A 25,752-nucleotide genomic window follows, 5' to 3' on the forward strand; every position below is an offset into this window, starting at 1 on the left:
GGGGTAAAAATAGGGATTAGCTGTCGGCTTTCAGCAATCAGCTTTCAGCTTTTGCATAGTTAGATAAAACGGCGCATACTGTTTTTATGCCATAAAAAAAGCTCCGGAGCTTTCCGAAGCTTTTATAGATTTAGGACAGGAAGCTGATTGCTGAAAGCTGACAGCTAACGGCTTTCGCCCTATTTAATAAACAACAACTCCCTAAACTTGGGCAGCGGCCATTGTGCATCATCTACCAGTTGTTCTAATTTATCAACGTGGTAACGGATTGGGTCGAAATAACCTTTTACTTTTTCATCATAAGCGATGGATTTTTCGCGAATATCTTCAATGGCGTTGGCGTTTTTTCGTTCTTGCAGCATTTGTTTAGCGTTGGTTTGAACCTCGTTGATGTGGCTGGAAATCTTGCGGATCAGTTCCATTTGCACACTGTAAGCGGCTTCTTCCAAACCAATTTCTTTTAAACCTTTTACATTGTCAATCAGCTTGTTTTGGTAGATTATGGCTGCGGGAAGAATGGAACTGTTGATTAGTTCGCCCATCACACGGGCTTCAATTTGCAGTTTTTTGTAAAAGTTTTCCAGCAAAATCTCGTGGCGGGCCTGGGCTTCGCGTTCGCTGAAAACGCCAGTTTTGTTAAACAGTTCGGCTGTTTTTTCCGACAATAGAACGTCCAGCGCTTTTGGTGTGGATTTAATATTGGCCAAACCGCGTGCTGCCGCTTCTTTTTCCCATGCTTCGCTGTAACCGTTGCCTTCAAAACGGATCGCTTTCGATTCTTTAATGTATCTTTTGATGATCGTCATCAAAGCCACATCTTTTTTCTCGCCTTTTTTAATCAGCTTGTCCACATCGTATTTAAACTTGGTCAACTGGTCGGCAACGATCAAATTCAAAACCGTCATCGGACTGGAAGAATTGGCCGAAGAACCAACCGCGCGCAACTCAAACTTATTGCCCGTAAAAGCAAAAGGAGAAGTCCGGTTACGGTCTGTGTTATCACGCAAAATCTGCGGAATTTTCGGAATGCCTGACCATAACGAGTTTTCATCTTTCATGATCCGGCTGATGCGTGCTGTTTCTATCTCGTCTAAAACATCGTTTAACTGGCTGCCCAAAAAGATGGAAATAATAGCAGGCGGCGCTTCGTTGGCACCCAAACGATGATCGTTGGTAACCGAAGCGATAGAAGCGCGCAACAAATCCGCATGTTCGTAAACGGCACGAATGGTATTGACAAAGAAAGTTAAAAACATCAAATTGTTCTTCGGCGTTTTGCCCGGCGAAAGCAAATTTTTTCCTGTGTTGGTAATCAGCGACCAGTTATTGTGCTTGCCCGAACCGTTGATGCCGGCATAAGGTTTTTCGTGCAGCAATACTTTAAAATGATGGCGCAGGGCAACTTTGTCCATTAAATCCATCAACAGTTGGTTGTGATCAATGGCTAAATTGATCTCTTCATATATTGGCGCACACTCAAATTGCGAAGGAGCAACTTCATTATGTCGGGTTTTTAACGGAATGCCCAACTTCAACGCTTCCGTTTCAAAATCCTGCATGTAAGCGTAAACACGATCCGGGATGGAACCGAAATAATGGTCTTCCAACTGCTGGCTCTTGGCTGACATGTGGCCGAAAAGTGTTCTTCCCGTCAGAAACAAATCCGGGCGGGCGTTAAACAAAGCCACATCCACCAAAAAATATTCCTGCTCGATGCCCAAAGAAGCGTTTACTTTTTCAATGCTTTTATCAAAATAATGGCAAACATCTACGGCCGCTTTGTCCAGGGCAAGCAAAGCTTTTAATAAAGGCACTTTGTAATCCAAAGCTTCGCCGGTGTAAGAAACAAAAACGGTTGGGATACACAGCGTTTTGCTGATGATAAACGCCGGGGAAGATGGGTCCCAGGCGGTATAACCACGTGCTTCAAACGTGTTGCGGATGCCGCCGTTCGGGAAACTGGAAGCGTCCGGTTCCTGCTGCGCCAAAGCATCGCCGCTAAATTTTTCGATGCCGTTTCCGTCTCCGCCCGGCTCAAAAAACGAATCGTGTTTCTCGGCCGTTGTGCCGGTTAAGGGCTGAAACCAGTGCGTGTAATGCGTAACGCCTTTGCTTACTGCCCAAGTTTTTAGGGCCGAAGCAATGTGTTCGGCAATTTCGCGCTCAACCGGCACACCTTTATCAATCGAATCAATAATGCTTTGGTAGGCTTCTTTTGATAAATACTCCTTCATTTTCTTTTTGTCGAAAACGTTGGAACCAAAATAATCGGAAATTTTTGGCGAAGGCGCGTTCACTTCAGGAATAGTGCGGGTTGAAACAGACTGGAGCGCCTGAAAACGGATGTTAGACATATTAATTATAAGTTTTTAACAAGTTTGCTATTGAATCATTCAAAAAAATATATGGATCGAAAACAATGCCCATAGTTACAAGAAATGTTACTAATTTCATAAATAAAGGTAAAATTTTGATAGAAAAGTAAAAAATAATGGAAAAAGTCAGTTTTTTAAAGAGAAAAAATAATTTTAATGCGCATCATATGCCATAAACCGAAATCTAAACGAAAAGAAAAATTTTTTGAACCAGGTTCAAGGCAAGGTATTACTGAAAGGTATGCTTCTTTTATCACCTAAAAAACAGGCTTGTGCAATTTGTCTTAAAGCTGTTTTTTTGCCAGGTTTTTATGCTAAACTTTGTATGTAAAGTATAATCAACAAAATGTTAGCACGGGAAGAATTAAAACGGTACAACCGGCAGGTCATTTTACCGGAAATAGGTTTATCCGGCCAGCAAAAACTAAAAGCTGCCAAAGTGCTGATGGTTGGTGCCGGAGGTTTAGGTTGCCCGGTTTTACAATATTTAGTTGCAGCAGGTGTTGGCGAAATAGGAATTGTAGATGACGACCGGGTGGATGAAAGCAATTTGCACCGGCAAATTTTGTATTCTTCAGCAGATGTTGGCAAACCGAAAGCTGTTGTTGCTGCGGAAAAGCTGAAAATCATGAACCCTTATGTAGAATTAAAGGATTATCACCAACGATTAACGGTAGAAAATGCCGAAGAATTAATCAGAGCGTATGATTTAATTATTGATGGTTCGGATAATTTCCCGACACGTTATCTGGTAAACGACACTTGTGTTCAGCTAAATAAAACGCTTGTTTTCGGTTCGATTTTTAAATTTGAAGGAAATGTTTCTGTTTTTAATTACCTCGGCGGGCCGCAATACCGTGATATTTTCCCCGAAGCCCCTGCCAATAATGATGTTCCAAATTGTGCAGAGATCGGTGTTTTAGGCGTGCTGCCAGGTTTGGTAGGCTTATACATGGCAAACGAAGCCATCAAAATTATTTGTGAGATCGGAGAAATACTTTCCGGAAAACTAATGACGGTTAATGCTTTAGATAACGCCGTCAGCATTTTTAAATTCGCGAAACAAGCTCAGCAAAAACCAATAACCCAAAAACAGGGAGTTGAAGTTGGTAAAAGCAACAAGCAGGAAATCAGCATAGAAGAATTAGAAAACTGGTTGGAAAAAACGCCGGATGAAGTTTTTTTGGTTGATGTACGGGAAGATTACGAATTTGAAGATTTTAACATTGGCGGCATCAATATTCCGTTTGATGAATTGATAGACAAGGCGGATGCCCTCCCCAAAAACAAAAAAATAGTGTTTTGTTGCCGTAGCGGGCAACGCAGCAAAATGGTCGTTGAGCTATTACAACCAAGTTTTAAAGGAGAAATGTATAACCTTAAAAACGGCATTTATTGATACTTCTTTTATCAACTAAAAATTCATGGCGTCATTCCAACAGCAGGGGGAAATCTTTGTTCAAAAAAACAAGATGAACGCTTGGATGATGGTTCCTCTCTTTGTTTGGAAAAATCAACAGGAATAAAAAATTCATTATATGGATAAAAGTATTGAAGTATCAACTTTCATCATCTTCTTTTTCATATCCTTCGTAGTAGTAAGATTGTTCGATGCCTTTAAAAATAATTTCCCGGTTGTTGATGTCTTCTGTTAAGTTGGCAGCAAGCAACGTTCGTAATTCCAAGTCGTTAATCGGGCTGCGTTCCATTGCCTGTAAATAAAGTGTTTTATCTGCAAATTGCCAGTTTACTACTTTTTTAAGCCGCTTTTTTAAAAGCATGTCCAGCCAAATTCGCATTGTCCTGCCGTTGCCTTCCATAAAAGGATGTGCTATATTCATTTCCATATATTTTTCAATAATTTCTTCAAAAGTGTGCTCTGGCATTTGTTCCACTTTTTGCAAAACTTCCTTCAAATTCAAAGCTGTTGCAAACCTGAAACCACCTTTTGAGATATTTTGGGTACGAACCTTTCCGGCAAAATCATACAATCCGCCGAACAAATAGTTGTGTATTTGCTGTAACCCTTTGCTTGTTCCTACCTCTATTTTTTCTATATCATCTGTATCAAACAAACTAAAAGCTTTCGCTAAACTTTTTTTATCGATGTTTTTCATTTGATGCTTGAAATGTTTGTGGTTGTAGGGTTGTACATAATGGAAAATATCTTGCGAAGAACTGGGATTTAAAACTCATCAACCAAATCCAAAGTTAGATTTATAATCAAATGTTGATAATTCTTTTATCGGCTAAATTTTGTTCCTTTTGCTGAAACTGAACAACAATAGCAAAATGCAAGTTGATTTGTAATTCGTCAGCCAATTTTTTGCAAAATCATAGAATAGTTTTATGCCGTTTATTTTTGCTCAATTTTGCTTATAGCATTACTAAGAGAACTCTCTGATTCAAAGTACTTACTTTTTATCAATTCTGTCTTTTCCTTATTGTTTAAAGTTGCATTTAATGTATTTAATAAAAAATTGTAATTTGTACGGTCAACTGGAGTTTTCAAAATATTCTTTAACCACAACCACATGGTTTGTTCGCCTATTTCCTTTTTTATAGCTGTAAAAATTAGAGGTGCGTAATAATATACATAATACTCTCTGTCTTTGTAGTCGGCGTTAGATTTAACTTTTGCAAACGGCATTGCTTTAAAGTTTTTTAATTCCTTTATTTTGTCATTTATTATTTGTTGATAAATACTGTCAGTCAGATAACATCTTTAGTAACATCATATAATACAGGATACCAACAAGTTTGAAATCCATCTGTTCTTACAGAATACCCATTGAAAGCAATGTTTCCCTTCCAATCTTGCCTACTGTAATTTATAACAGTATCTGTTGCAATGGGATATTTTCCTGTATAACGCATTTCTAATGAATGAGGTAAAAACTTCGCTTTGCCAGTATTGTCTGGAAAAAAATAGCCTATTGATTCATGAGTAGATGATGTATCATTCAAAGCTTTATCGTAAGAAATAAGAAAATTTTTATCAAGACTTTTAAAGTATAAAATATTCATTCCCGAATTAAGTCGGATCACATAATTTTTTATTCTTGGAATGTTTTCTAAAATAATATCACAGTCAAACGTCCCTTTTGCAATTGAAATATTTACTGATCCCTTCAATATAGGAATAGTGTCTTGAGCTTTTGCAAACTGAAATATAACGGTTAACAGTAATAAACAATTAAGGAATTTCTTTTTCATTTACAGTGTCGATTTATTGGTGTAAAACTCCTAAACATACAAAAGTTTCTTGTTTTAGCTACATCAATTAAAATTTTAAAAATTGTTGTTAAAATTTTATTTTTCACATAACCAATGCTTCTTTTACCACCCAAATTTAAGTGGCCATTCTAAACCACACCCCAATTCCACATTCCCTTCCTTACCTTCCCTTTAAATTTTTTAATTTTGCGCTTCCACCAAACCCAAACAACTTGGAGCCGCAAAACTTAACCACCGTACAAACCGCCAAAGACCTTGGCCTGCTTCCCGAAGAATTTGAACGCATTAAAGAGATATTAGGACGCGTGCCCAACTTTACCGAACTTTCTATTTTTTCGGTGATGTGGAGCGAGCATTGTTCCTACAAAAACTCCATCACCTGGCTCAAAAAACTGCCGAAAGACGGTCCGCGGATGCTGGCCAAAGCCGGCGAAGAAAACGCCGGATTGGTTGATTTGGGCGATGGCATTGGTTGCGCTTTCAAGATCGAATCGCACAACCATCCGTCGGCTTTAGAACCTTATCAGGGCGCGGCAACCGGCGTGGGCGGCATCAACCGTGATATTTTTACGATGGGCGCAAGGCCGATTGCGCAATTAAATTCCCTTCGTTTTGGCGATTTGAAAAACGATCGCACCAAATGGCTTATCAAAGGCGTGGTCAAAGGCATTGGCGATTACGGCAACGCTTTTGGCATCCCAACGGTTGGCGGCGAGTTGTTTTTTGATGAATGTTACCAGGTTAATCCGCTGGTCAACGCTTTTTCGGCGGGCATTGTCAAGGCTGGCGAAACCGTTTCGGCAACGTCGTACGGCGTTGGCAATCCGGTTTACATCGTTGGTTCTTCCACCGGGAAAGACGGCATTCATGGTGCTGCTTTTGCCTCAAAAAACATCACCGAAGATTCGGTGAACGATTTACCGGCCGTTCAGGTTGGCGACCCTTTCCAGGAGAAATTATTGCTGGAAGCATCTTTGGAAGTAATTAAAACCGGTGCCGTTATCGGGATGCAGGATATGGGCGCGGCGGGGATTATCTGCTCCAACTCAGAAATGTCGGCCAAAGGTGAACACGGAATGGTCATTGATTTGGATAAAGTCCCAACGCGCCAGGAAAATATGCAGCCGTTTGAAATCCTGCTTTCCGAATCGCAGGAACGGATGCTGATTGTGGTAGAAAAAGGCCGCGAAGCAGAAGTGCAAGCCGTTTTTGATAAATGGGATTTAAACTGCGTGCAAATTGGCGAAGTAACCGATACCAAACATTTGGTTTATTACCGGAATGGAGAAATGGTAGCAGATGTGCCAGCGGATGATTTGGTTTTGGGCGGAGGCGCGCCGGTTTACGAGCGCGAATACAAAGAACCGGCTTATTTTCAGGAGAATAAAAAGTTTAACATTGACCAAGTTGCAGAGCCGGAAGATTTAAAAGCCGTTGCCGATCATCTCGTTTCCCATCCAAATATTGCTTCCAAACGTTGGGTAACCGACCAGTACGATTCGATGGTTGGCACTTCCACCGTAACCACCAATCAGCCTTGCGATGCTGCTGTTGTTGCGGTAAAAGGAACGGATAAAGCGATTGTTTTAACACTGGATTGTAATTCCAGATACGTTTACGCTGATCCTGAAACCGGTTGCGCCATTGCCGTTGCCGAAGCTGCCCGGAACATTACCTGCGCTGGCGGCGAGCCGGTTGCCATTACCAATTGCCTCAACTTTGGCAACCCTTACGTGCCCGAAGTTTACTGGCAGTTTGTTGGCGCGATCAAAGGCATGAGCGCGGCTTGCGAAAAATTCCAAACGCCGGTTACGGGCGGCAACGTGAGTTTTTACAACCAAAGCAGCGATGAAGGCCCGGTTTTCCCAACGCCGACCATAGGGATGCTTGGTGTGATGGATGATCTTTCAACCTTAACGCGTTCTGATTTCCGGAACGAAGGCGACTTAATTTATCTCATCGGCGAATCTAAAAACGATATTGCATCTTCTCAATACCTGGCTTCTTTCCACAAAATTGCTGCTTCTCCCGCACCGTTTTTTGATTTGGAAAAGGAGTACGCGATGCATCAAATTATCAAACTGTTAATTAAAGAAAAGCTGCTGGTTTCGGCGCATGATGTTGCTGATGGCGGTTTGTACATTGCTTTGTTAGAATCGGCGATGCCAAACAGATTTGGTTTTGAGATTGAAACCGATGCCGAAATCCGAAAAGACGCTTTCCTTTTTGGCGAAGCGCAAGGCAGGGTAGTGGTTTCCATTAAACCGGAAAACCAGGAAGTTTTGGTCGAATTAATGGCGACATCAGAAGTTGAATTTAGTTTTTTGGGAACCGTTACCGCCGGAAGTTTGAAAGTTGACGACACTAATTTTGGGCAGGTAAAAGAAGCATCATCAGTTTATAATCATGTGCTGCACGATATTTTAGGCGATTAAAATTTGTCGAAATAGAATCTGTGTAACCTTTTTCAAATCCGTGCAATCCCAAAATCAAAAATGTTAAAAATCAACGGCATCCATCACATCGCCATCATCTGTTCCAATTACCAAACCTCCAAAAAATTTTACACTGAAGTTTTAGGTTTTGAAGCAGAACGGGAAGTTTTTCGCGAAGCCAGAAACTCTTGGAAACTGGATTTAAAAGTGGCCGGCAAATACCAGATCGAACTTTTCTCTTTTCCCAATCCTGCGCCTCGCCCTTCGCGGCCCGAAGCGGCAGGTTTGCGGCATTTGGCTTTTGAAGTGAACGATCTGGAGGAGGCAATACTGTTTTTATCGGCAAAAAATGTGCAAACAGAACCCATCCGCGTAGATGAATTTACCGGAAAACGCTTTACTTTTTTTGCCGATCCGGATGGTTTGCCTTTAGAATTGTATGAGCGTTAAATGAGCACTGTTTTTCGGTTTAAACAGTTTTTAGTGGATCAAAACACTTGCGCTATGAAGATCAATACCGACGGTGTGTTATTGGGCGCAACAGCATCTGCAGAAAACCCAAAAACAATTTTAGATATCGGGACCGGAACAGGCGTAATTGCTTTGATGCTGGCGCAACGTTTTCCGGAAACCAAAATTGATGCGGTAGAGATTGATTTAGCATCGGCAAAAACAGCGGCAGAAAATTTTAACAACTCGCCTTTTGCCAATCGGCTTAACTTGTATCCAATTGCAATCGAGAATTTTTGGCTGCAAAAACAGCATCAGCAATACGATCTGATCGTTTCCAACCCGCCGTTTTATTTGGATACACTGACTTCCCCAAAAGAAAATAAAACGCTGGCTAAACATGCAACTCTGGTTTTTTTTGAAAACCTGATGAAAAGCGTTCCTGATTTTCTCAGTCCAAACGGAAGTTTTTGGATAATTTTGCCTGTAAAAACAGCATCAGTTATAAAAGAATTGGCGCAAAAACAATTGTTTCTGCAACAAGAAATTGCTGTTTCATCTTTCAAAAATGATCCTTCGCATCGGTACATGCTTTCTTTCGGCCTAAATCAAACTAAAACCAATTACGCTGATTTTACTATTTATGCAGATCAGAAAATTTACAGTCTGGATTATCAAACGCTGTTGAAAGACTTTTTAACCATTTTTTAATTGGCAAATTAGTTGTCGGCCTAAGTCATTCGCCATAAACCATCAACTATTACCCATGAACCATCAACTTAACATGCTTCTTTTACCATGAAAAAAATCGGCTTAATTTCTGATACCCACGGTTATTTAGACCCGGCTGTTTTTAAACATTTTGATGCGGTTGATGAGATTTGGCACGCCGGTGATTTTGGTAATATCGCTCTGGCCGATGAACTGGCTGCTTTTAAACCGCTTCGTGGTGTTTTTGGTAATATTGACGGCAAAGATGTGCGCGCCGTTTATCCGCAAAACCTGCGTTTTTTTTGCGAAGAAACGGATGTTTGGATGACGCACATTGGCGGTTATCCTGATAAATACAATGCGGCTGTAAAACCCGAAATTTATGCCAACCCGCCCGCTTTGTTCATCGCTGGCCACTCGCACATTTTAAAAGTAATGTTTGATAAAAAGATCAATTGTTTGCACCTGAACCCCGGCGCGGCAGGCAAACAAGGCTGGCACAAAACGCGCACGTTGCTACGGTTTTCTGTTTCAAAAAAACGGATCCATGATTTGGAAGTGATCGAAATGCTGAACCCGTAAATACCAGCCACACCAATTTTATGCCGGTAAAAGAAGCATTGCCTTATTTCAATTAAAACAGTTTTTCTTTGGCTGCTTCGGCTTCAAAAACTGCATCGGCAGGCAAGGCCGGTTGTTTGGCTGCGGCTACGGCCAGTTCGTCGCAGCGTTCGTTTTCCGGATGCCCGGCATGGCCTTTTATCCAAACCAGTTTAATTTGGTGCTGCTTATAAAGTTCCATCAATTGCAGCCATAAGTCTTTGTTTTTCTTGTCTTTAAAGCCTTTTTTAATCCAGCCGTAAACCCATTTTTTTTCGATGGCATCAATAATGTATTTTGAATCAGAATAAATGGCAATGGTTTGACCAGGCTTTTTGATGGCTTCCAACGCTTTGATAACGGCCATTAGCTCCATGCGGTTGTTGGTGGTTTTACGGAAACCGCCCGAAAGTTCTTTGTAGTGGCTTCCGGCTTTCAAAATTGCCCCGTAACCGCCGGGGCCGGGGTTTCCGCTGGAGGCGCCATCTGTAAAAATCTCAATCATACTGTGGCAAAAGTAAATTTTAGTTGCGGGTTTTAGGGCGATAAAAACAGCATGCAATTTTCAGCATAAATTTACTTGACTTTTACCATAAGATTTTTACTTTTGTACCAGCAAAACGGTGAGCGTAGCTCAGTTGGTTAGAGCATTGGTTTGTGGTGCCGAGGGTCGTGGGTTCGAGCCCCATCGTTCACCCGTTATGGGGCAAAGTCTTTAAAACAGATTTTTGCCCCTTTTTTTGCCTGTAACTCTTTGTTTTTCAGATGTATTTCAAACACCTCGTTGTTCATTCCAGGCCGGATGCCTTTTTGCCCATTGCCCGTGCCTCGGCCAGAATAGTGCCCGTGCCTCCACTTTTATACTGGTTCTCCCACTTACTGATTCGCCCAGGGATCTATTCCCAGTTCATCTGCTGCTGCCTTTGCTGATCCCCTGGCATCAGATAGCTCTACTGCCATCTTCTTAAATGCCAAATCATACGCGCTTGTCCATCTTGGTCAAATTTAAAACCTATTTAAATCCGCCTATCATTTTTCTCAAACCAAATGTGGCAACTCCAAAATTGAAATGTCGTATTGTTTGTATGTTTTAAGTCTCATCGCATATGGCGCACATAATTTATGACGTTTAATTAAAACTCAAACCAAAGAGTGCCGGTAATAGGAGAGCCGGTAAGGATGTTTTTTTGGCTTTGCGGACCCATTTGTTTCGCTTCCTGAAACTTTGTGCCCATGGCACTAATACCATTCAAAAAACCAATGCCTCCGGTAGGCATAGGCGGCATCACTTTGTCAGTCGCGCCATTGGCGCGGCTTGGTTGATACATTTGTAAAAATATGTTTTTATCATCTGTATAAACAGTAATTGGTGCTTCCTTATTCTCAATAACTACCCAGTTTATTTCAGCATGGTAGCCTTTAAACTCAGGATATTTCCAGGTTTCGCCAGTTGTGCTATTGTTATAATCTTTATGAAACACTCCAAACAGCTGGCCGCGTAACCGGTTTTTCCAAACCCTGTATGGACCGCGTCCTAACCATTTCATACCGGTAACTTTCTCTTCCGGGTAGTTAAAGGTTATACCGTGGAAATCAACATCGCCGGTTTGTTTATAGCTATATTCCAGTTCAACCGGTTTGCTAAAAGCGAAGGTCCATTTAACATGTAAGCTGGCATCGCCTGTATAATCAACCTCAATAATATACTGACCGTTAACTTCTTTATGCGTAAACTCTTTAAGCGTTGTGTTTACACCTGCCAATACCGGGCCACCCGATAATGATATAGTGGCATTTGGTTTAACTACTTTGGTGATGTAGCCCGTAGTTTTATCAAAATAATATTTAATACGGTTGCTGTTTATAATGAGGTCGTTACCGCTTTCGGTAGCGGTAATAGGCATACGTACCGACATGATCGGCGTTTTAGCAATTGCCGATGGTGCGGTTATAGGCCACGACCAAGTAAACACCTCTTCCTTATCCTTGTCGTAAGCAGTTAAGTACAAGGCATCGTTCTTGACCCATGCAGCAGGTAGTTTGAGGTTTAATGTGCCCTTTGCGCCTGGTGCCAAATTAATAGCCGCTGCGCCGCTTAAGGTAGTAGTGGCCGCAGTGCTTTTGCTCACCGCACCCGGAAACTTAACCAGTTTCCATTTAAAGGTACAGGCGCTAAGGTTGGTAAAGGAGTAACGGTTCTCTACAAGTATTTTACCGTCAAACTTAGCATCAATAGGTTTTGGGTCGATATAAATAGGCGACCATATCTCTTTTATAGCATAATAGCTTGCTTCTTTTTCACGGTGCGGACCAAGTATGCCATCAGGTGCGTGATTGCCATAAGTATCGTAAACATTGTTTTTATCGGTGCGTATAATGGCTTCATCAATCAGAGCCCAAATGAATCCACCTGCATTTGCATGGTATTTGTTCATAGCCTTCCAAAAATCATCTAACGCGGCCCCCGCGCCGCCGTCATACAAACCATGCATAAATTCGGTTGTGAAAAATACAGTGCTGTCTTTCTCCAAACCCTGTGTTACGTATTTATAATCAGGGTAATGCTTAGTATTGGTATTCAAAAATTTTTCCCAAGGGTGAATTACCGTACGGTTTTGCGGATCGTATAGCTTGAACTCATTATCCAAAGCACGGTTCCAGCCGCCTTCGTTACCATTGTCCCAAATGATAATACTTGGATGGTTTACATCGCGTGCAACCATTTCTTTAACAAGTTTACGGCCAACAATGGTATCGTATTTATTTTGCGAGCCGCTTAACTCATCCAACACATATATACCTAGTGAATCGCAAACATTTAAAAAATCCTGATCGGGCGGGTAATGCGACATACGTACCGCGTTCATATTCATATCTTTTAAAGCATTCACATCCATTAAATGGACGTTGTGACTCAACGTACGGCCACTCTCTGGCCAAAAACTGTGGCGGTTAGCACCTTTTAATATGATGCGGGTATCGTTAACATATAAACCATCGTTTTTTCGCAACTCAACCGTGCGGAAACCAAATTTTTGCTTAACGCAATGTAGAATTGCCCCGTTTTTATTTTTTATGTTGACAACCACCTGGTATAAATTAGGATACTCGGCACTCCATAATAAAGGTTTGTGAAAACTGCTTTTTAATTGCTGAAATTCGGCACTTGTATTAGCTTTTATGGTGAAGGGCTTGCCTACTTTTTCACCGTTAAGTTTTTGTACCTGACCCTCAATTATTTCGCCGCCTTTAAGGTTTTGGATAAAAACATCGATCTGAAAATTGCCATCGGATGTAGCATTAATAGCCGTGCGGTCAATATATTTTTGTGGTACTATCTCCAAATAAACCGGGCGGTAAATACCACCAAATATCCAGTAATCTCCGTTGCGTTCGGCTTTGTTAACCGATGGGTTTGCTGATTGCTTATCCACTGTAACCTCTAATTGGTTTTGCCCTGAAGCGTTAACCAAATCCGTTATATCATATTTAAAACGATAAAAACCCCCTTGATGGATAGGCCCGGCCAGTTTACCGTTTACGGTAACTTTAGTATCTGTCATCGCTCCTTCAAAAACTATAAATATGCGTTTGCCTTTCCAAGTCGCTTCAGTTGCAAACTGGTGTTTGTATATACCTTGTTCCGTAAATTTTTTAAGATTATCGCTGCCATAGTTGTAGTTACCAAACCCTTGTTGTTCCCAGTTTGACGGTACAGCTATTTTAGTCCACTGGCCGCTTTTGCGCCCTTCGCTACAGTAAAAATCCCATTGTATGGTATGGTCTTTATCAGTTCCCGACAGGTATTTTATAATGCTTGATTGCGAAAATGAGGTTGTATAAAAGAATAGTAATAAGCAAAACGAGCTAAACTTCTTCATAATTATTATTGGAATGAGGTTCCATTAAGTGCAAATTAAGTATTACCTAACTGATTTCTATTAGTTTAATCACGGAAACGATTGCATAGAAATAAGTTGCAATATTCTAAGAGCCTGTTTAAATTTTGTTCAACATATTTTCTATGCTTCTTTTACCGCATAAAAATCATCGGCTCGTTGTACTTTTTGTATTGGAACAGCATCAAAAACAGGATTTACAGGCATAAAAGAAGCGGCTATTTTTAAAGTTCATGCACTTAAAGACCCTAATTTCATTGATATGTTACAACGTATTGTAAACAAGAGAACTCCTTTGGTAATTACTGATGGGCTTGCCAAAAGAATTGCAGATTACACGGCATTTTTGAATAGTGCAAATGTAACTGCATTGCCTGTTAAAGGATCGCTTAAAACAGTTCTAAACTTAACACGGGAGCAAATTAAAGTTTATAGTGACAAACTGCTGGCAACGTTCGGGATAAAATTTGATGCGCCAAGTAAAGTAGAATTTTATCTTTTTGGCGATAACACTTTTGTTGTTGAAAATGAAGTTGTTTAAACTTATGTCCGAGTGCTTCTTTTATCGGGTAAAAATTAAGGTCATCCCCCTAACCCCCTTCGAAGGGGGAAAAGGGCCAGGGCGCATACCTTTTTATCTCAAATTTCTAAGCTTTAGAAAGGTAGGCAACAGGCTTCCCCCTTCGAAGGGGGTTAGGGGGATGAATTGATTTCCATTATAAATAGTCTTGTTCTCACAAAAACAAAAGTTTAAACAACTTCAATATAAATGAAACTACCGTTAATGTTTCGCTTGGTTTTTTACATATCTCAACTATAGCTAAAACTTTAACGCTGCCTGAAGATGCAACAAGCGGTTTATAAAAAACAGGCAATAGTGTAAAAATTCATGTTGAGCCCAATTTGCTTATAGTTGGAGAGTACAATATGCAAAAAGTGTCAATTGTTAATAATTCATAAATCTTCATATCTGGATTATTAAATTAAATAATTGTTACTTCTTTTGGTCATGGTTAGTGCTATCCAGTGACTAAATTGGTCGCGTTCTAAACTATTATTTTGTATAAATATCCAGTGCTTTACCTTTAAGCATATCAGCATAATTAACGAACCATCCTTTAAGAGGTGCTCCGCCTATGGTCATTTTGCCAATATTTTTACCCTTTCCTTTTTTGTTAATGGTAAATGTTTTACCGTTGCCTATCTGCATTTCAACTTTGTCAAAAATAGGCACCGATACAATATATTCAGGGTCTGTTGGCGAGTAAGGATATATACCCATGGCATTAAATACATACCATCCAGTAAGCGAACCATAATCGTCCATTCCTGCCAACGCCAGGCCTTCGGGACCCATTCCGTAGTAATCCGATAATAACTTGGTAAGTATAGCCTGCGATTTTTCGGGCTTGTTTATGAAATAATAAAGATATGGGTAGTTAAAATCAGGCTGGTTACCCATACAAAATTGACCCAGGAAGCACGATAGGTTGTCCTTTGCATAGCCACCCCATGGAATAGTAAAAAGCGAATCTAACTTAAGCTCGAAAGCTTTAGGGCTCTTGTACAAAGCGATAAGTCCATTGGTATCTTGTGGTACAAAAAATGATGCCTGCCAGGCGTTTGCCTCGCGGTACATAAATTCGTAATAAGGATAGCTCGGATTAAACGGGGTAACCCATTTTCCGTCGGCAAGCCGGCCTCTCATAAACCCGGTCTGGGCATCAAATACGTTCCTGTAATTTTGGCTGCGCTTCATCATGGTGTTGTACATCTCCTTGTCGCCAAGTGCCTTAGCCAACTGCGCTACCGAGTAACCCGAATAAGCAAATTCCAATGTTTTAGTAGTACCCGCGGTAGATACCGTTTCGGTTGTCGGGTTCGGAATATTTACTTCGGCAACATACCCCAATTTGAGATACTCGTCATTATGTGGCCTTGGGGTCCTTATACCATTACCGGATGGGGTATTGGCATTATTAAGCATCAAATGATAGGCTTTCTGTACATCGTAACCCCTAACGCCGCGTGCATAGGCGCCGGCAATGTAAGACGAAGCGAAATCGCCATGAAACGAAGTAGAAAGAAAACCCGACCGCTCTCCGGACAGGATCATGGATTTGATCACATTGTTGCTTACATCAGGCCTAACCATATTAAGCATAACCAATTGTGTACGGAAAACGTCCCATAACCCAGGGCTTTGATAAACATCAAATCCAGGAACCGTATCCCTTGGTGCAGATGCAGTGACGCTTGCGCCCGCACCTTGTCTTCTGCCACCGCCGTCAAGAGATATTTTGCCATTAGCGTCGCTGGTAACACTTGGGTACCAAAACTGCCTGTAAAGGCATGAATAGAACATTGTTTTTTGCTTTTGTGTTCCGCCGGTAACCTTGATCTTGCCCAGTATATTTTCCCATTTTTGATCAGCCTCTTTGTAAACCTGGTCGAAATCCTTGTTCGCTATTTCTATATCGTAATTAGATTTTGCACCTGTGGCGCTAACGCTTGAAATTGCAATTTTAAGCTCCAGTGGCTTATCAGACTTTTCGAAGTTGATAACGGGCATATTAATATTGCCGGTCAATTTTCGCTGACCGCCTGCACCTTGCCCGTTATGCGGGATATCGGGCTGGTTTGGGTTGCGTTTATTGATATCTATGCTTTTGATCTTATGGTTCATTACAGCATAAAAATACAGGCCCCCCTGTTTCCCGGTAACTACATAATCGCCGGCCTGGTTAATCTCCCAGGTGCTGCTGCCGCCGCCTGAGTGTACAAGATCGAAAGCAAGCTTTTTATCCTGACCGCCCAGGTAAGTATATTTATAATACGCGCATCTCGTAGTAGCGGTAAGTTCTGCGTTGATATTGTAGCGTTCCAGCAAAACACGGTAGTAGCCGGGACGCGCCGTTTCTTTTGCGTGGCTATAGGTCGAAGCAAAATTATCGGCAGTGAAACCGGTGCCTTCCAGCGGCATAACCGGGATGTTAAGCTGCCCCCAATCCGTTCCGCTGGTTTGGGCGAAAGCCTTAATTGTTTTAACCTCATACTCGTAACCGCTGCCACTGCCATAAGTAGTTACCGGAACTGCCTGTACCATACCAAATGGCGTGGTAGCCGCAGGTCCATCAAGGCCATTCCAGGTACGCCATGGCGGGTCGTAGCCAAGCAGCTTGGGGTCGGTTAAAACCGTGGTTCCTATCAGCGGGTTTACATAACTTGTAAGGCGGATTTTAGTCTGTCCGTAAGTGAGGGACGGCAAGATGACCGCGGCCAAAATAAGGCTCCTTATTTTTTTCATGTACGATTTTTATTGAGCAACAATGTTTGTTATTCGTAAAACTATTGAGTAGTAATCGTTAGGGTTTTGCCTTTCTTCAAGTCGGCATCATCAATAAAATATCCTTTAACCTTTTTATCAGTCCAACTGATATCTGTTATCTTTTTGCCGTTCCCTTTTTTGACAATCGTGGTAGGTTTGGCACCCAGTTTTAAAGATACTTTGTCAAACAATGGAACCGAAACGATATAATTCGGATCAGCAGGTGAAAAAGTGTAGAATCCCATAGCATTAAACACATACCAGGCTGACATTTCGCCCGCATCATCCATACCCGGATATGCTAGCTTGTCTTTACCCATGCCATACAAATTGTTCATGATACTATCCAGATACATTTGAGCTTTTGGTTGCTGATCTACAAAATAATAGTAGTAAGTAGTACTATGATCAGGCTGGTTTCCTTGGCAGTAATTGCCAATAAAGGCGGACATGTTAGCGGCTTCGCGCCCATCATAAGGGGTGGTGTACATAGCATCTAATTTTCTCTCCGCAGCGGCTTTACTGCCAAATAATGAGATTAAGCCATGAGGATCCTGTGGCGCAAAAAACGTTGACTCCCAAGCATTTGCTTCGCGGTACATGTACTCATAATACACAAAGCCCGGATCGAAATTCTTTACCCAACTGCCATCGGCCAAACGGCCCTGCATAAAGCCAGTTTCCGGGTTAAACACATTTTTATAATTCTTGGTACGTTTCATCAACATATCATAGCTCTTGGTATCGCCCAGCTCTTTTGCTAACAAGGCGGTTGCATAATCGTCATAGGCATATTCTAAAGTTTTGGTAACCGCGGCTTTATGCACGGCGCCAAGGGTAGGTTTTTCTACCGCATCTTCAGCGATATAACCTTTGGTATTGTATTCGTCCACGTACTTACGAGTACCTTCAACAGTAGCATTTTTCAACATCAGGTCATAAGCGCCTTTTACATCGTAGTCCCTTAGTCCTCTTAAATAAGATCCTGCAATAATTGCGGAAGCGTGGTCGCCGTGAAAAAATGTTGGCATAAAGCCGCTTATTTTGCCTTTATCAACTAATGATTGTATAACATCGTTAAGTACTTTTGGAGATAACATTCCCAACAAAACATCCTTATTGCGATAGTCGTCCCATATTGATGGCTCTGTATAATAATTAAAGCCCTTGTTTACTACCTTTCCACTCATGTCAGTAAAATCGCCATTAGCATCACTACGCAAGGCAGGCCAAAGGAACGAACGGTATAAGCACGAATAAAACAAACCCTTTTGGCGGTCTGTGCCGCCGGTAACTTGTATTTTTCCTAATAAATTGTTCCAGGTAGTAGTGGCCTCTGTTCTAACTTGCGTGAAAGTTTTGCCCAACATTTCTTTTTGCAAATTCGCTTTAGCATTATCAACCGATACGTACGAAAATCCGATCTGCAATTCTAAAGGCTTTTCTGCATCTGCAAAACTTATCACCGGCGTTTTCTTCGGTCCTGCTGGCCTGCCTCGCCCACCACGGGCTTGAATCACTGGGGCAGTCGAAGTTAAGGTGTCAATCCCCGTGATCTTATGATTAGAAACAGCATAGAAATACATTTTTTCGCCGGTCTGTTGAAAGCCGGTTAATATATTATCGTCTACCCTGTCAATTTTCCAGGCACGTACTCCTTCATTCGCCATTGATAAATCGGCAATGAGTTTTTTATTGGCATTTGATTTATAAGTATACTTATGAAATGCGCAACGCAAAGTTGAGGTTAGCTCGGCATTTATATGATAACGGGGCAAATAAACCTGGTAATAGCCGGGATGGGCCGATTCGTTTTTATGACTGAAAGACGACTTATAATCGTCAGCAGTAAAATTGCTGCCCGATGCAGGCATCAGCGGGATGTTACATAAGTTCCAGTGGCCTTTGCTGGTATGCGCAAATCCATAAATTACAGTATCCTCGTACTGATAACCCGATCCGCTGTGAAATTTAGATACCGGAGTTAATTGCACCATCGCGTTAGGCAAAGATGAACCCGGAAACACCTCGGCGCCCCAGCTGCGATAAGTAGGCACAAAGCCAAGGTCTTTGGGGTCCCACAAAGTAGCGGTACCCAATAAAGGGTTTACATAAGCGGTAACGGGTTTCAATATGGCCTTTTTCTGAGCTTGGCCATAAGCTGTTGCAAATAAAAATAGCGCGGTTATTAAAATATTTCTTTTCATATATTTATAATTTGGTAGAATGTAAGCCATCTTATTTTGTACAAAGGCGGACTCTGGTTAACAATGATAAGTGTAAAACATCGCTTATTCTTTCACTTTCATCACATACACTTGTCTTGAGCCGTTGTGCGTTGAATTAAAGCCTATAAGGTCGCCTTTGGGGCTCCAGCGGCAATGGATATCTGCGCGCCACCCGTCTTTAAATTCGGGCGGTTCGCGGTAGCTGCCTAAGGTAAGCACCGAATCTGTTTTCATGTTTAATAAACGAATAGTTTGATCGCGGTTCCTGGCGGGATAGGTGTCTGTCACCATCCATTTTCCGTTTGGCGAGAAGGTGCCGTGTCCGTCATAGTCCAGTTTGCCACCACCCAATTTGCGGTAATTACTTTGCCCTACGGTAAATAAAATATGGCTGTTTTGCTTGCCTTCATACAATGCGGTTATTAGTAATTGCTGATCGTTCAGCCAATCGAAATGTGAGCCTCCCCATTCATCCGGAAAACAGCGTTTTAGATTGGTACCGTCTTTGTTTATGGTGAACGAGGTTGTATTCCAGGCCGGTATTGCCCTTGCCAGAAAAAACAGTTTAGAGCCGCCCTTGCTGAATAATACGTGGCCGATGTATTCTATTCCTTTAGGGTCTTTAATTTTGGGTACCTGGCTTTTTAGTTGCGCCAGCGAAACAACAGATTTTATTTTCCCGGTTTGTAAGTCGAGTAAGAATATGCCATCATTCTCAGGAAACTGCACTGATGGCTGAACATCCTGGCCTCCGCCATCATATCCATAGTCTGTACGGGTGAGGCGCAACCGCGAAAAATTAATGCAAACCGCTTCTTTACCATCAGGGGATACTGCCGCAACCGGGTAAGGGAAAACATTTAGCTCTTTACGGGTAAACACGTTTAAAATAACCGATACATATTTACCCTTCCGCATATCATTATAAATAATAACCGAGTCTGGGTTGGTAGCCAGCCAGTGCGCCATGCAGCCCTGTTGTAAATTCCAGGCGGTTGTTTTGGTAAGGGGTATAAACTTATTAGTGCGCATATCAACCAGGCCGAGCGTAGCCGTATCCTGCATTGTAGGAATGCGAAACCTTACATCGGTTTCTAAAATGGTAGCATACCGCTCGTTTTTGCTCCATGAATTTATGCCGTAATAACTGGCAAATAAATGTTCCTTGCCGTTAGTTATTTGTACCGGCGCACTTACCGTAGGAAACATGGCCGATTGTGCTGCCGCGTTTAAGCTAACAAAAGTGGTTAAAATTAGGCAGCGAATGGTTTTGTTGGCTCGCATTTTATAAACAGCTTTCTTTAATTGATTCTCCTCAATTAGTTGTCTCACAAATGTATTCAACATATTATTGTTTGATAACTGATTGATAATTGTTTAATCGCTTTAACCGCGTTAAAGATTCCAAGTAGTAATAATCTGTGTAGATTAACGGAACGTCTGCCTCTAAATTAATCGGTTTGTTACCCGTACTATGGAGTAATAATAAACCCGTGCTTCACCATCTTGCGCGCAATAGCTCTTTAATTTATCCAATATTTTAACGGTGCCTGAGTTATGGCGCTTACCATTCTGCTTACTGTATGTTCCGAATTTTCGGATTCGCCCAAGATATGTATCGTTGTTGCGAGCCCTAAATCAGGCATTTCATGATGACAATGGCCATACAATTTCTTTTGGACGAAATATCCATCAAAACCATTAAGAGTTGTGATTTGATTCATAATTGTAGTTAATTGGTTTAACAGACACGATATTAGCATTTTGTAATTATAAAAGACAAAAAAGGCCCGTTTAAAATTTATGCAATCGTTTCCGTAATAACTTTATGACAAACGTGCCTTCGGGTCATCAAAATTGTTTATGTTGGCAATTAAGAAAATCAGTATACAATCATTTCCAAGCAGTTGGGTTTACATGTAAGTTGGGGGTTTTAAAGGGAATGTTAATTAAGGGTCTCAGACGTGATTTCAATGACGATTCCAATACAACAACCATGCTTTGGTTATTGCGATTCAAATTTTATGGAAGCCAAGAAGCTGTTTAAATTTTATTCAGTTTATTTTCTATGCTTCTTTTATCACCTAAAATCAGTAGCCCACTGTAATTTTTGTATCAATATAACATCTAAACTTAGATTTATAGGCATAAAAGAAGCACTATAAATCTTTACGATATAAATTTAAACAAGCTCTAAGTTTTACTACCGAGGTTTAGCAATAGTGGAACTTATTCCATTTCAAAGAAATGATGTTTGATTATACTGTGTTTCGAAATGTATGATGGATTAAATTTGGTTAAAAAAACAAATAAATCAGAATAGGTTATTTCAATTTTACAGTTAAAAGAAGTTGCTGTTTTGAAGAAATATTATTGGATTTTTATAGCCAGCATACATTCGAGAACAGTACAAAAACTTTTTCCTGGCCCTCTTTTTTGGGGCCGATGCTTCTTTTACCGCCTAAAAATTGGTGCCTATGCCAGCCTGAACAAATCAAAAACCAGGCAATGCCAATTTTTAGGCGGTAAAAGAAGCATTGTGTAAGGCACAAAAAGTAAATTTAAACAAGTTCCTTATCTTTTTTTTATGACTATTAGTTATTCGTTTGGAATTTTTTCTGCCCTTCTTCAACCTTTCTCAATTGTTCTTTCAAATTAACAGGACCTAAAGGTCTTGGTGCAGAACTTTTTATAATAGGAGTATTGTTGCCATATTTCTCAAGATTATTTACGTCTTTAGGGTTATAGATTGCCGGAACGGAAGGCGGCAAACTATGCAAAACAAGCGTGTCGGGCCTGACCGTGATGGCGCCCTGCACAATCGGCTTAACAATAACCTTGATGTCGCCGGCTTTCATATTGGTCCTGAGAAGCAGTGGTGCTGTCCCCCAACTCATTTTTTTTGGGTTTTCGGCTATATCGGAATTGTTTATTAACCGCCCTTCGCCAACGACTTCAAAAGTTACCAACTGATCGTTAAGCCTTTTTACGGTGCCGTTATTGTCAAGGATTGATGCCGTTATTGGTATTACCGTACTGCCGTCTGCAATAATTTCTTCGGGTACTGCATCCGTTGATAATTTCAGTGCCGCAGGGCGCAACCCCGGTTTTTTGCTTGTTACGATAACTACTTTGCCATTTTTAAATCCAGTAGCTACAACCTCTGTCTTCCGGCTTTCAACATCTTTGCTGTCCCTGAAATGATAAGCGTCTTTAAAAACAATAGGGGGATGCGGCATTTTTAATGTTTTATCCGGTACAAGCGTAGCCGTATATTTACCAAATACCGTCAACCTTACAGAATCACAGTTTGTAAATACCGTTACATCGGCTGGTGAAAAAGGGGTAAATTCGTTAGCGATATAAAGCGTATAGGGGTTTTCGCCGGTGAGCGCAAAATAGCGGCTATCCGGGTTTTGCTGGCTTTTAAACAGATAATACGCGTATTTTGTCTGACGAAAAATATCTACGAGGCCCCCATATTGAGGGTCAGGATGATAACCCCGTTCGGTATCGGCAAAAGGCCACACACAGCCTCCAATATGCCCAGCCGGGCTTTCATATAATGTTTCCCAACTGGTGGCATATTTCCCAATTCGGTCAGCGGGGTCAGGATTGGCATAGTGTTTCGCCTGAACCAATTGCGGCACTTCGCCCCATCCGCGTTCAACCCGTCCATCTGCATTTTGGGCATTCCAATTATCAACGTTATCTCCCCATTCACGGGTAAAAAACGGCTTTTGCAATTCCCTGCGCATAATATTCATCTTATCGCTTTTACTATCTTTATTATCTGCCAATGTTTTTTCATCTTCCACCTGTTCACCGGGGTGCCCATAAAGCAACTCATATTGATCAGCATGAGGAGAATGGGAATTGGTTGTTGCGATACAATCTTTAAAGGGAAACTCGGCATGGGTAATTTCATATACTTTTTGACCAAAATCGGCCGGGTAACCAGTCTCGTTTGGGATTGATTCCCAGGCAAACACACTTGGATGGTTTCTGTCGCGGCGGATCATGTGCCGCACATCACTGTAAATGGAATTAGCGAAAGTTGTGTCCTTATTCCAAAATTGCCAACCTGGTGTACAAACAATTACGAATATGCCCAACTGGTCGCAGGCATCCATAAATGCCGGATCTTGTGGGTAATGCGAACCACGTACAATGCGTATACCGGCATCGCGCATTACCTTGGCGTCATGCCAGTGCAAATTATTCGATACGGCGTTGCCAATTAAAGCATAGTCCTGGTGATGGTTGCCGCCCACCAACTTGTCATTAAACGGCTTGCCATTTAAATATAGCTTTGCATTTTCCCTAAATTCAACGCTGCGTATTCCAATGTTTTGATAGTAGCCATCAATGATTTCCCCTGCTGCATTTTTCACAAGCGTATAAAGCCGATAAAGATTTGGATCGTCTGGTGACCATAGCCTCGGCTTTGATACCTGTAACGTTTGTATTGTTGAATTGCTGCCTTTTGCAGCTATTAGAAGTGAATGTGTTTGCTCAGCAACTATTTTGCCGGTGGTATCACGTAAATCTGTTTCAATCGTTAATTTGCTGTCTGCATTGCTTTCATTAACAACATCTGTTTGCACAACTACTTTTGCAGCTTGCCCGCTCACATCTTCATAATGAACCAATACGCCTCCCCCGGCAACTTTATTGGCCGCATTTGCGTCGCTTATATATATGTTGTTAGTGGCTACAAGCCATGCATCACGATAAATACCGCCATAATAATTAAAATCAAGTACATACTGTGCTTTGCCCGGTGCGTATTGCGGATCGTCGCTATTGTCGGCCATAACCGCTATCACGTTTTCACTGTTGTAATTAAGATCGTTATTTGCAGCATTGATTACAACAGGCAGGTAGCCCCCTTTATGTTGTGCGACCAGCTTGCCATTAAGCCATATCTTACATTTCCCCATGATTGCTTCAAAGGTCAACGAAATCAGTTTGCCTGAAAGTTCTTTTGGAAGCGTAAAGGTCTTTCGGTACCAAACAATGCCTTGATAGTTAATTCCGCCATTGGCATCAGCCGGTAATATATCAACGCCATGTGGAAGCGTTACCTGCTTCCAACGGCTTGTTATCTTGTAATTTGCTTTGTCTGCATTCTTTACGTCGCCTTTATAGAAATACCAACCGTTGTTAAAGCTATACACCAACCTGCTGTTTGAATTATCAAGCTTGTGAAAACCGGCTGTTGAAAACAAATTATTATTAAATTTTATGGCTTGGCCGTAGGAACCGTTGCATAACACCATAGCGGCAAGGGTTATCCGGATCATCAGATTGCGTATTTTCATTTTATATGTTTTGTTTCAATATTTAGTATAATGAATCCCCTTTCAGGGTTGTTAAAGTCCAGCTCTGATGGAACGCATACTTGCTTAGCTGTTTTAAATCCGCCGCATCCCGGTTTAATTATTCCTCTTCCACTATTCATCCCGCTGTTATTTCTTTTCAGGAGTAAAAATGTTCAGATCCCATTCCCGGTAAAAATGAAGTTCCATTTGCCCGCCGGGCGTTATAGCAATAGGCAAAAAAACATATTGTGATTTCGGGCTTCCGGAACCATTCCATCTGTCGCCCATGTAGAGGTAGGCATTTTTATAACCGGGAATTTTAAAAATGTAACAGGGCTGTGAGTTGAAAGAATTATCCCCGGCATCGCCAATAAACGGAGAACCCTTTTTTTCATAAGGCCCCATAATAGACGAAGCTGTATAATAATTTCCGGGATTGGGCGTCCATCCTGAACAGCCACTGGTAAGGAGGTAAAATGTACCGTTCTTTTTTAAAATTCCCGGCCCTTCGCAATGGGCTTTAATGTCAACATCGTTGCCGGTTACATTAAGGTAATCACCCGACAATTCTACCATTCTTATGGTAAGATTTGTATGGTCGGCAGCATAACCGATATAAGCTTTGTCCGTTTCCGGATCCACGTAAAGGCCAATGTCTCTCGATTCATGCGCATTTGGCCGTAAATGATTTTTTAAGATAAACGGGCCTGTAGGTTTATCGCTTACCGCCACCCCAAGTTCCGCTATCGTATAATTGTTGCCATCATAGTGAAACCACATCACATATTTTTTATTGATCTTATCGTAAATTACTTTGGGGCGTTCAAAAACTTCTATATCGCCTTTTTGTATAACCACTCCTTCATTTTTCCAGTTGTACAGATCTTTGGAAGAATAACAAGCAGCACCACGCGGCTTTCCGTAATGCTCCCCGTACCAAAAGAAAGTTTTTAAAAAAGCAACATAAATGATATTACCTCCGTGACAATCAATGGGAAGCCCGTCATCTGCAAGCCAGTTCTCACCCGTTTTAAAAGAAGTAAAACCGGTTGGGTGTTGAGCCAAAGCGGTAGTAAATATTGAAACCATACAAAAAAGCAGTATGATTAACACATTCTTGATTTTTTTTCTTTCTATCATTTCTTAAAATTTGATTTTATAAAAA

17 protein-coding genes and 1 tRNA gene are annotated in these 25,752 nt (G+C 41.3%); 7 read left to right on the forward strand and 11 right to left on the reverse strand.

Annotated elements, in window-relative coordinates:
* Positions 1-179: 179 nt before the first annotated feature.
* A complete protein-coding gene (locus V5804_RS04990; RefSeq protein ID WP_369590277.1) occupies positions 180-2,354 on the reverse strand; it encodes a glutamine synthetase III in 2,175 nt (724 codons plus the stop codon).
* A 367-nt stretch (positions 2,355-2,721) separates the two neighbouring features.
* Here V5804_RS04990 and moeB point away from each other — a divergent pair, with 367 nt between their 5' ends.
* A complete protein-coding gene (gene moeB, locus V5804_RS04995; RefSeq protein WP_369590278.1) occupies positions 2,722-3,774 on the forward strand; it encodes a molybdopterin-synthase adenylyltransferase MoeB in 1,053 nt (350 codons plus the stop codon).
* A gap of 160 nt (positions 3,775-3,934) precedes the next feature.
* On the opposite strand, the gene fic is transcribed toward moeB, so the two are convergent.
* From fic to V5804_RS05010, 3 genes are all read right to left on the reverse strand, one after another.
* Positions 3,935-4,492, reverse strand: a complete 558-nt coding sequence (gene fic, locus V5804_RS05000) for a protein adenylyltransferase Fic (RefSeq protein WP_369590279.1) — start codon at positions 4,490-4,492, stop codon at positions 3,935-3,937.
* Positions 4,493-4,731: 239 nt separating this feature from the next.
* A complete protein-coding gene (locus V5804_RS05005) occupies positions 4,732-5,025 on the reverse strand; it encodes a hypothetical protein (protein WP_369590280.1) in 294 nt (97 codons plus the stop codon).
* Positions 5,026-5,087: 62 nt separating this feature from the next.
* Entirely contained in the window at positions 5,088-5,591 is a 504-nt protein-coding gene (locus V5804_RS05010) for a hypothetical protein (RefSeq protein ID WP_369590281.1), read from the reverse strand.
* Between the two features lie 233 nt (positions 5,592-5,824).
* Between V5804_RS05010 and purL the strand changes: the two genes are divergently transcribed.
* The 4 genes from purL (at position 5,825) to V5804_RS05030 (ending at position 9,790) form a co-directional block, all read left to right on the forward strand.
* Entirely contained in the window at positions 5,825-8,047 is a 2,223-nt protein-coding gene (purL, locus tag V5804_RS05015) for a phosphoribosylformylglycinamidine synthase subunit PurL (RefSeq protein ID WP_369590282.1), read from the forward strand.
* A 60-nt stretch (positions 8,048-8,107) separates the two neighbouring features.
* Positions 8,108-8,497, forward strand: coding sequence for a VOC family protein (locus tag V5804_RS05020; protein ID WP_369590283.1), 390 nt, complete (start codon positions 8,108-8,110; stop codon positions 8,495-8,497).
* A complete protein-coding gene (locus tag V5804_RS05025) occupies positions 8,498-9,208 on the forward strand; it encodes a tRNA1(Val) (adenine(37)-N6)-methyltransferase (RefSeq protein ID WP_369590284.1) in 711 nt (236 codons plus the stop codon). It begins immediately after the preceding gene.
* Between the two features lie 87 nt (positions 9,209-9,295).
* Complete coding sequence (locus V5804_RS05030; protein ID WP_369590285.1) at positions 9,296-9,790, forward strand: metallophosphoesterase; 495 nt, start codon at positions 9,296-9,298, stop codon at positions 9,788-9,790.
* A 52-nt stretch (positions 9,791-9,842) separates the two neighbouring features.
* Here V5804_RS05030 and rnhA read toward each other — a convergent pair whose 3' ends face one another.
* The gene (gene rnhA / locus V5804_RS05035; protein ID WP_369590286.1) at positions 9,843-10,313 is read right to left on the reverse strand and encodes a ribonuclease HI; all 471 of its coding nucleotides are present in this window, start codon (positions 10,311-10,313) and stop codon (positions 9,843-9,845) included.
* 118 nt (positions 10,314-10,431) lie between these two features.
* Between rnhA and V5804_RS05040 the strand changes: the two genes are divergently transcribed.
* Positions 10,432-10,505 (forward strand) — tRNA-His (locus V5804_RS05040).
* A gap of 436 nt (positions 10,506-10,941) precedes the next feature.
* Here the strand turns inward: V5804_RS05040 and V5804_RS05045 are convergent.
* Positions 10,942-13,689 (reverse strand): glycoside hydrolase family 2 TIM barrel-domain containing protein, encoded by a 2,748-nt coding sequence (locus V5804_RS05045; protein WP_369590287.1) that lies wholly within the window; start codon positions 13,687-13,689, stop codon positions 10,942-10,944.
* Positions 13,690-13,969: 280 nt separating this feature from the next.
* On the opposite strand from V5804_RS05045, the gene V5804_RS05050 reads away from it, so the two are divergent.
* Complete coding sequence (locus V5804_RS05050) at positions 13,970-14,248, forward strand: hypothetical protein (RefSeq protein ID WP_369590288.1); 279 nt, start codon at positions 13,970-13,972, stop codon at positions 14,246-14,248.
* Positions 14,249-14,761: 513 nt separating this feature from the next.
* On the opposite strand, the gene V5804_RS05055 is transcribed toward V5804_RS05050, so the two are convergent.
* From V5804_RS05055 to V5804_RS05075, 5 genes are all read right to left on the reverse strand, one after another.
* Entirely contained in the window at positions 14,762-17,014 is a 2,253-nt protein-coding gene (locus V5804_RS05055) for a GH92 family glycosyl hydrolase (protein WP_369590289.1), read from the reverse strand.
* Positions 17,015-17,055: 41 nt separating this feature from the next.
* Positions 17,056-19,242, reverse strand: a complete 2,187-nt coding sequence (locus tag V5804_RS05060) for a GH92 family glycosyl hydrolase (protein ID WP_369590290.1) — start codon at positions 19,240-19,242, stop codon at positions 17,056-17,058.
* A gap of 84 nt (positions 19,243-19,326) precedes the next feature.
* Positions 19,327-20,547: a hypothetical protein gene (locus V5804_RS05065; RefSeq protein WP_369590291.1), complete on the reverse strand. Its 1,221-nt coding sequence runs from the start codon at positions 20,545-20,547 to the stop codon at positions 19,327-19,329.
* 1,310 nt (positions 20,548-21,857) lie between these two features.
* A complete protein-coding gene (locus V5804_RS05070) occupies positions 21,858-24,587 on the reverse strand; it encodes a glycoside hydrolase family 2 TIM barrel-domain containing protein (RefSeq protein ID WP_369590292.1) in 2,730 nt (909 codons plus the stop codon).
* 147 nt (positions 24,588-24,734) lie between these two features.
* Entirely contained in the window at positions 24,735-25,676 is a 942-nt protein-coding gene (locus tag V5804_RS05075; RefSeq protein WP_369590293.1) for a family 43 glycosylhydrolase, read from the reverse strand.
* Between the last annotated feature and the right edge of the window lie 76 nt (positions 25,677-25,752).

Source organism: Mucilaginibacter sp., from assembly GCF_041088075.1.
GTDB lineage: Bacteria > Bacteroidota > Bacteroidia > Sphingobacteriales > Sphingobacteriaceae > Mucilaginibacter_A.

Coding starts and splice junctions, on each gene's coding strand:
- V5804_RS05055 (WP_369590289.1), bottom strand. CDS start 17,014: ATGAAAAAAATAAGGAGCCTTATTTTGGCCGCGGTCATCTTGCCGTCC.
- V5804_RS05030 (WP_369590285.1), top strand. CDS start 9,296: ATGAAAAAAATCGGCTTAATTTCTGATACCCACGGTTATTTAGACCCG.
- V5804_RS05070 (WP_369590292.1), bottom strand. CDS start 24,587: ATGAAAATACGCAATCTGATGATCCGGATAACCCTTGCCGCTATGGTG.
- V5804_RS05025 (WP_369590284.1), top strand. CDS start 8,498: ATGAGCACTGTTTTTCGGTTTAAACAGTTTTTAGTGGATCAAAACACT.
- V5804_RS05060 (WP_369590290.1), bottom strand. CDS start 19,242: ATGAAAAGAAATATTTTAATAACCGCGCTATTTTTATTTGCAACAGCT.
- V5804_RS05020 (WP_369590283.1), top strand. CDS start 8,108: ATGTTAAAAATCAACGGCATCCATCACATCGCCATCATCTGTTCCAAT.
- rnhA (WP_369590286.1), bottom strand. CDS start 10,313: ATGATTGAGATTTTTACAGATGGCGCCTCCAGCGGAAACCCCGGCCCC.
- fic (WP_369590279.1), bottom strand. CDS start 4,492: ATGAAAAACATCGATAAAAAAAGTTTAGCGAAAGCTTTTAGTTTGTTT.
- V5804_RS04990 (WP_369590277.1), bottom strand. CDS start 2,354: ATGTCTAACATCCGTTTTCAGGCGCTCCAGTCTGTTTCAACCCGCACT.
- V5804_RS05045 (WP_369590287.1), bottom strand. CDS start 13,689: ATGAAGAAGTTTAGCTCGTTTTGCTTATTACTATTCTTTTATACAACC.
- V5804_RS05065 (WP_369590291.1), bottom strand. CDS start 20,547: ATGCGAGCCAACAAAACCATTCGCTGCCTAATTTTAACCACTTTTGTT.
- V5804_RS05010 (WP_369590281.1), bottom strand. CDS start 5,591: ATGAAAAAGAAATTCCTTAATTGTTTATTACTGTTAACCGTTATATTT.
- V5804_RS05075 (WP_369590293.1), bottom strand. CDS start 25,676: ATGGTTTCAATATTTACTACCGCTTTGGCTCAACACCCAACCGGTTTT.
- V5804_RS05050 (WP_369590288.1), top strand. CDS start 13,970: ATGTTACAACGTATTGTAAACAAGAGAACTCCTTTGGTAATTACTGAT.
- moeB (WP_369590278.1), top strand. CDS start 2,722: ATGTTAGCACGGGAAGAATTAAAACGGTACAACCGGCAGGTCATTTTA.
- V5804_RS05005 (WP_369590280.1), bottom strand. CDS start 5,025: ATGCCGTTTGCAAAAGTTAAATCTAACGCCGACTACAAAGACAGAGAG.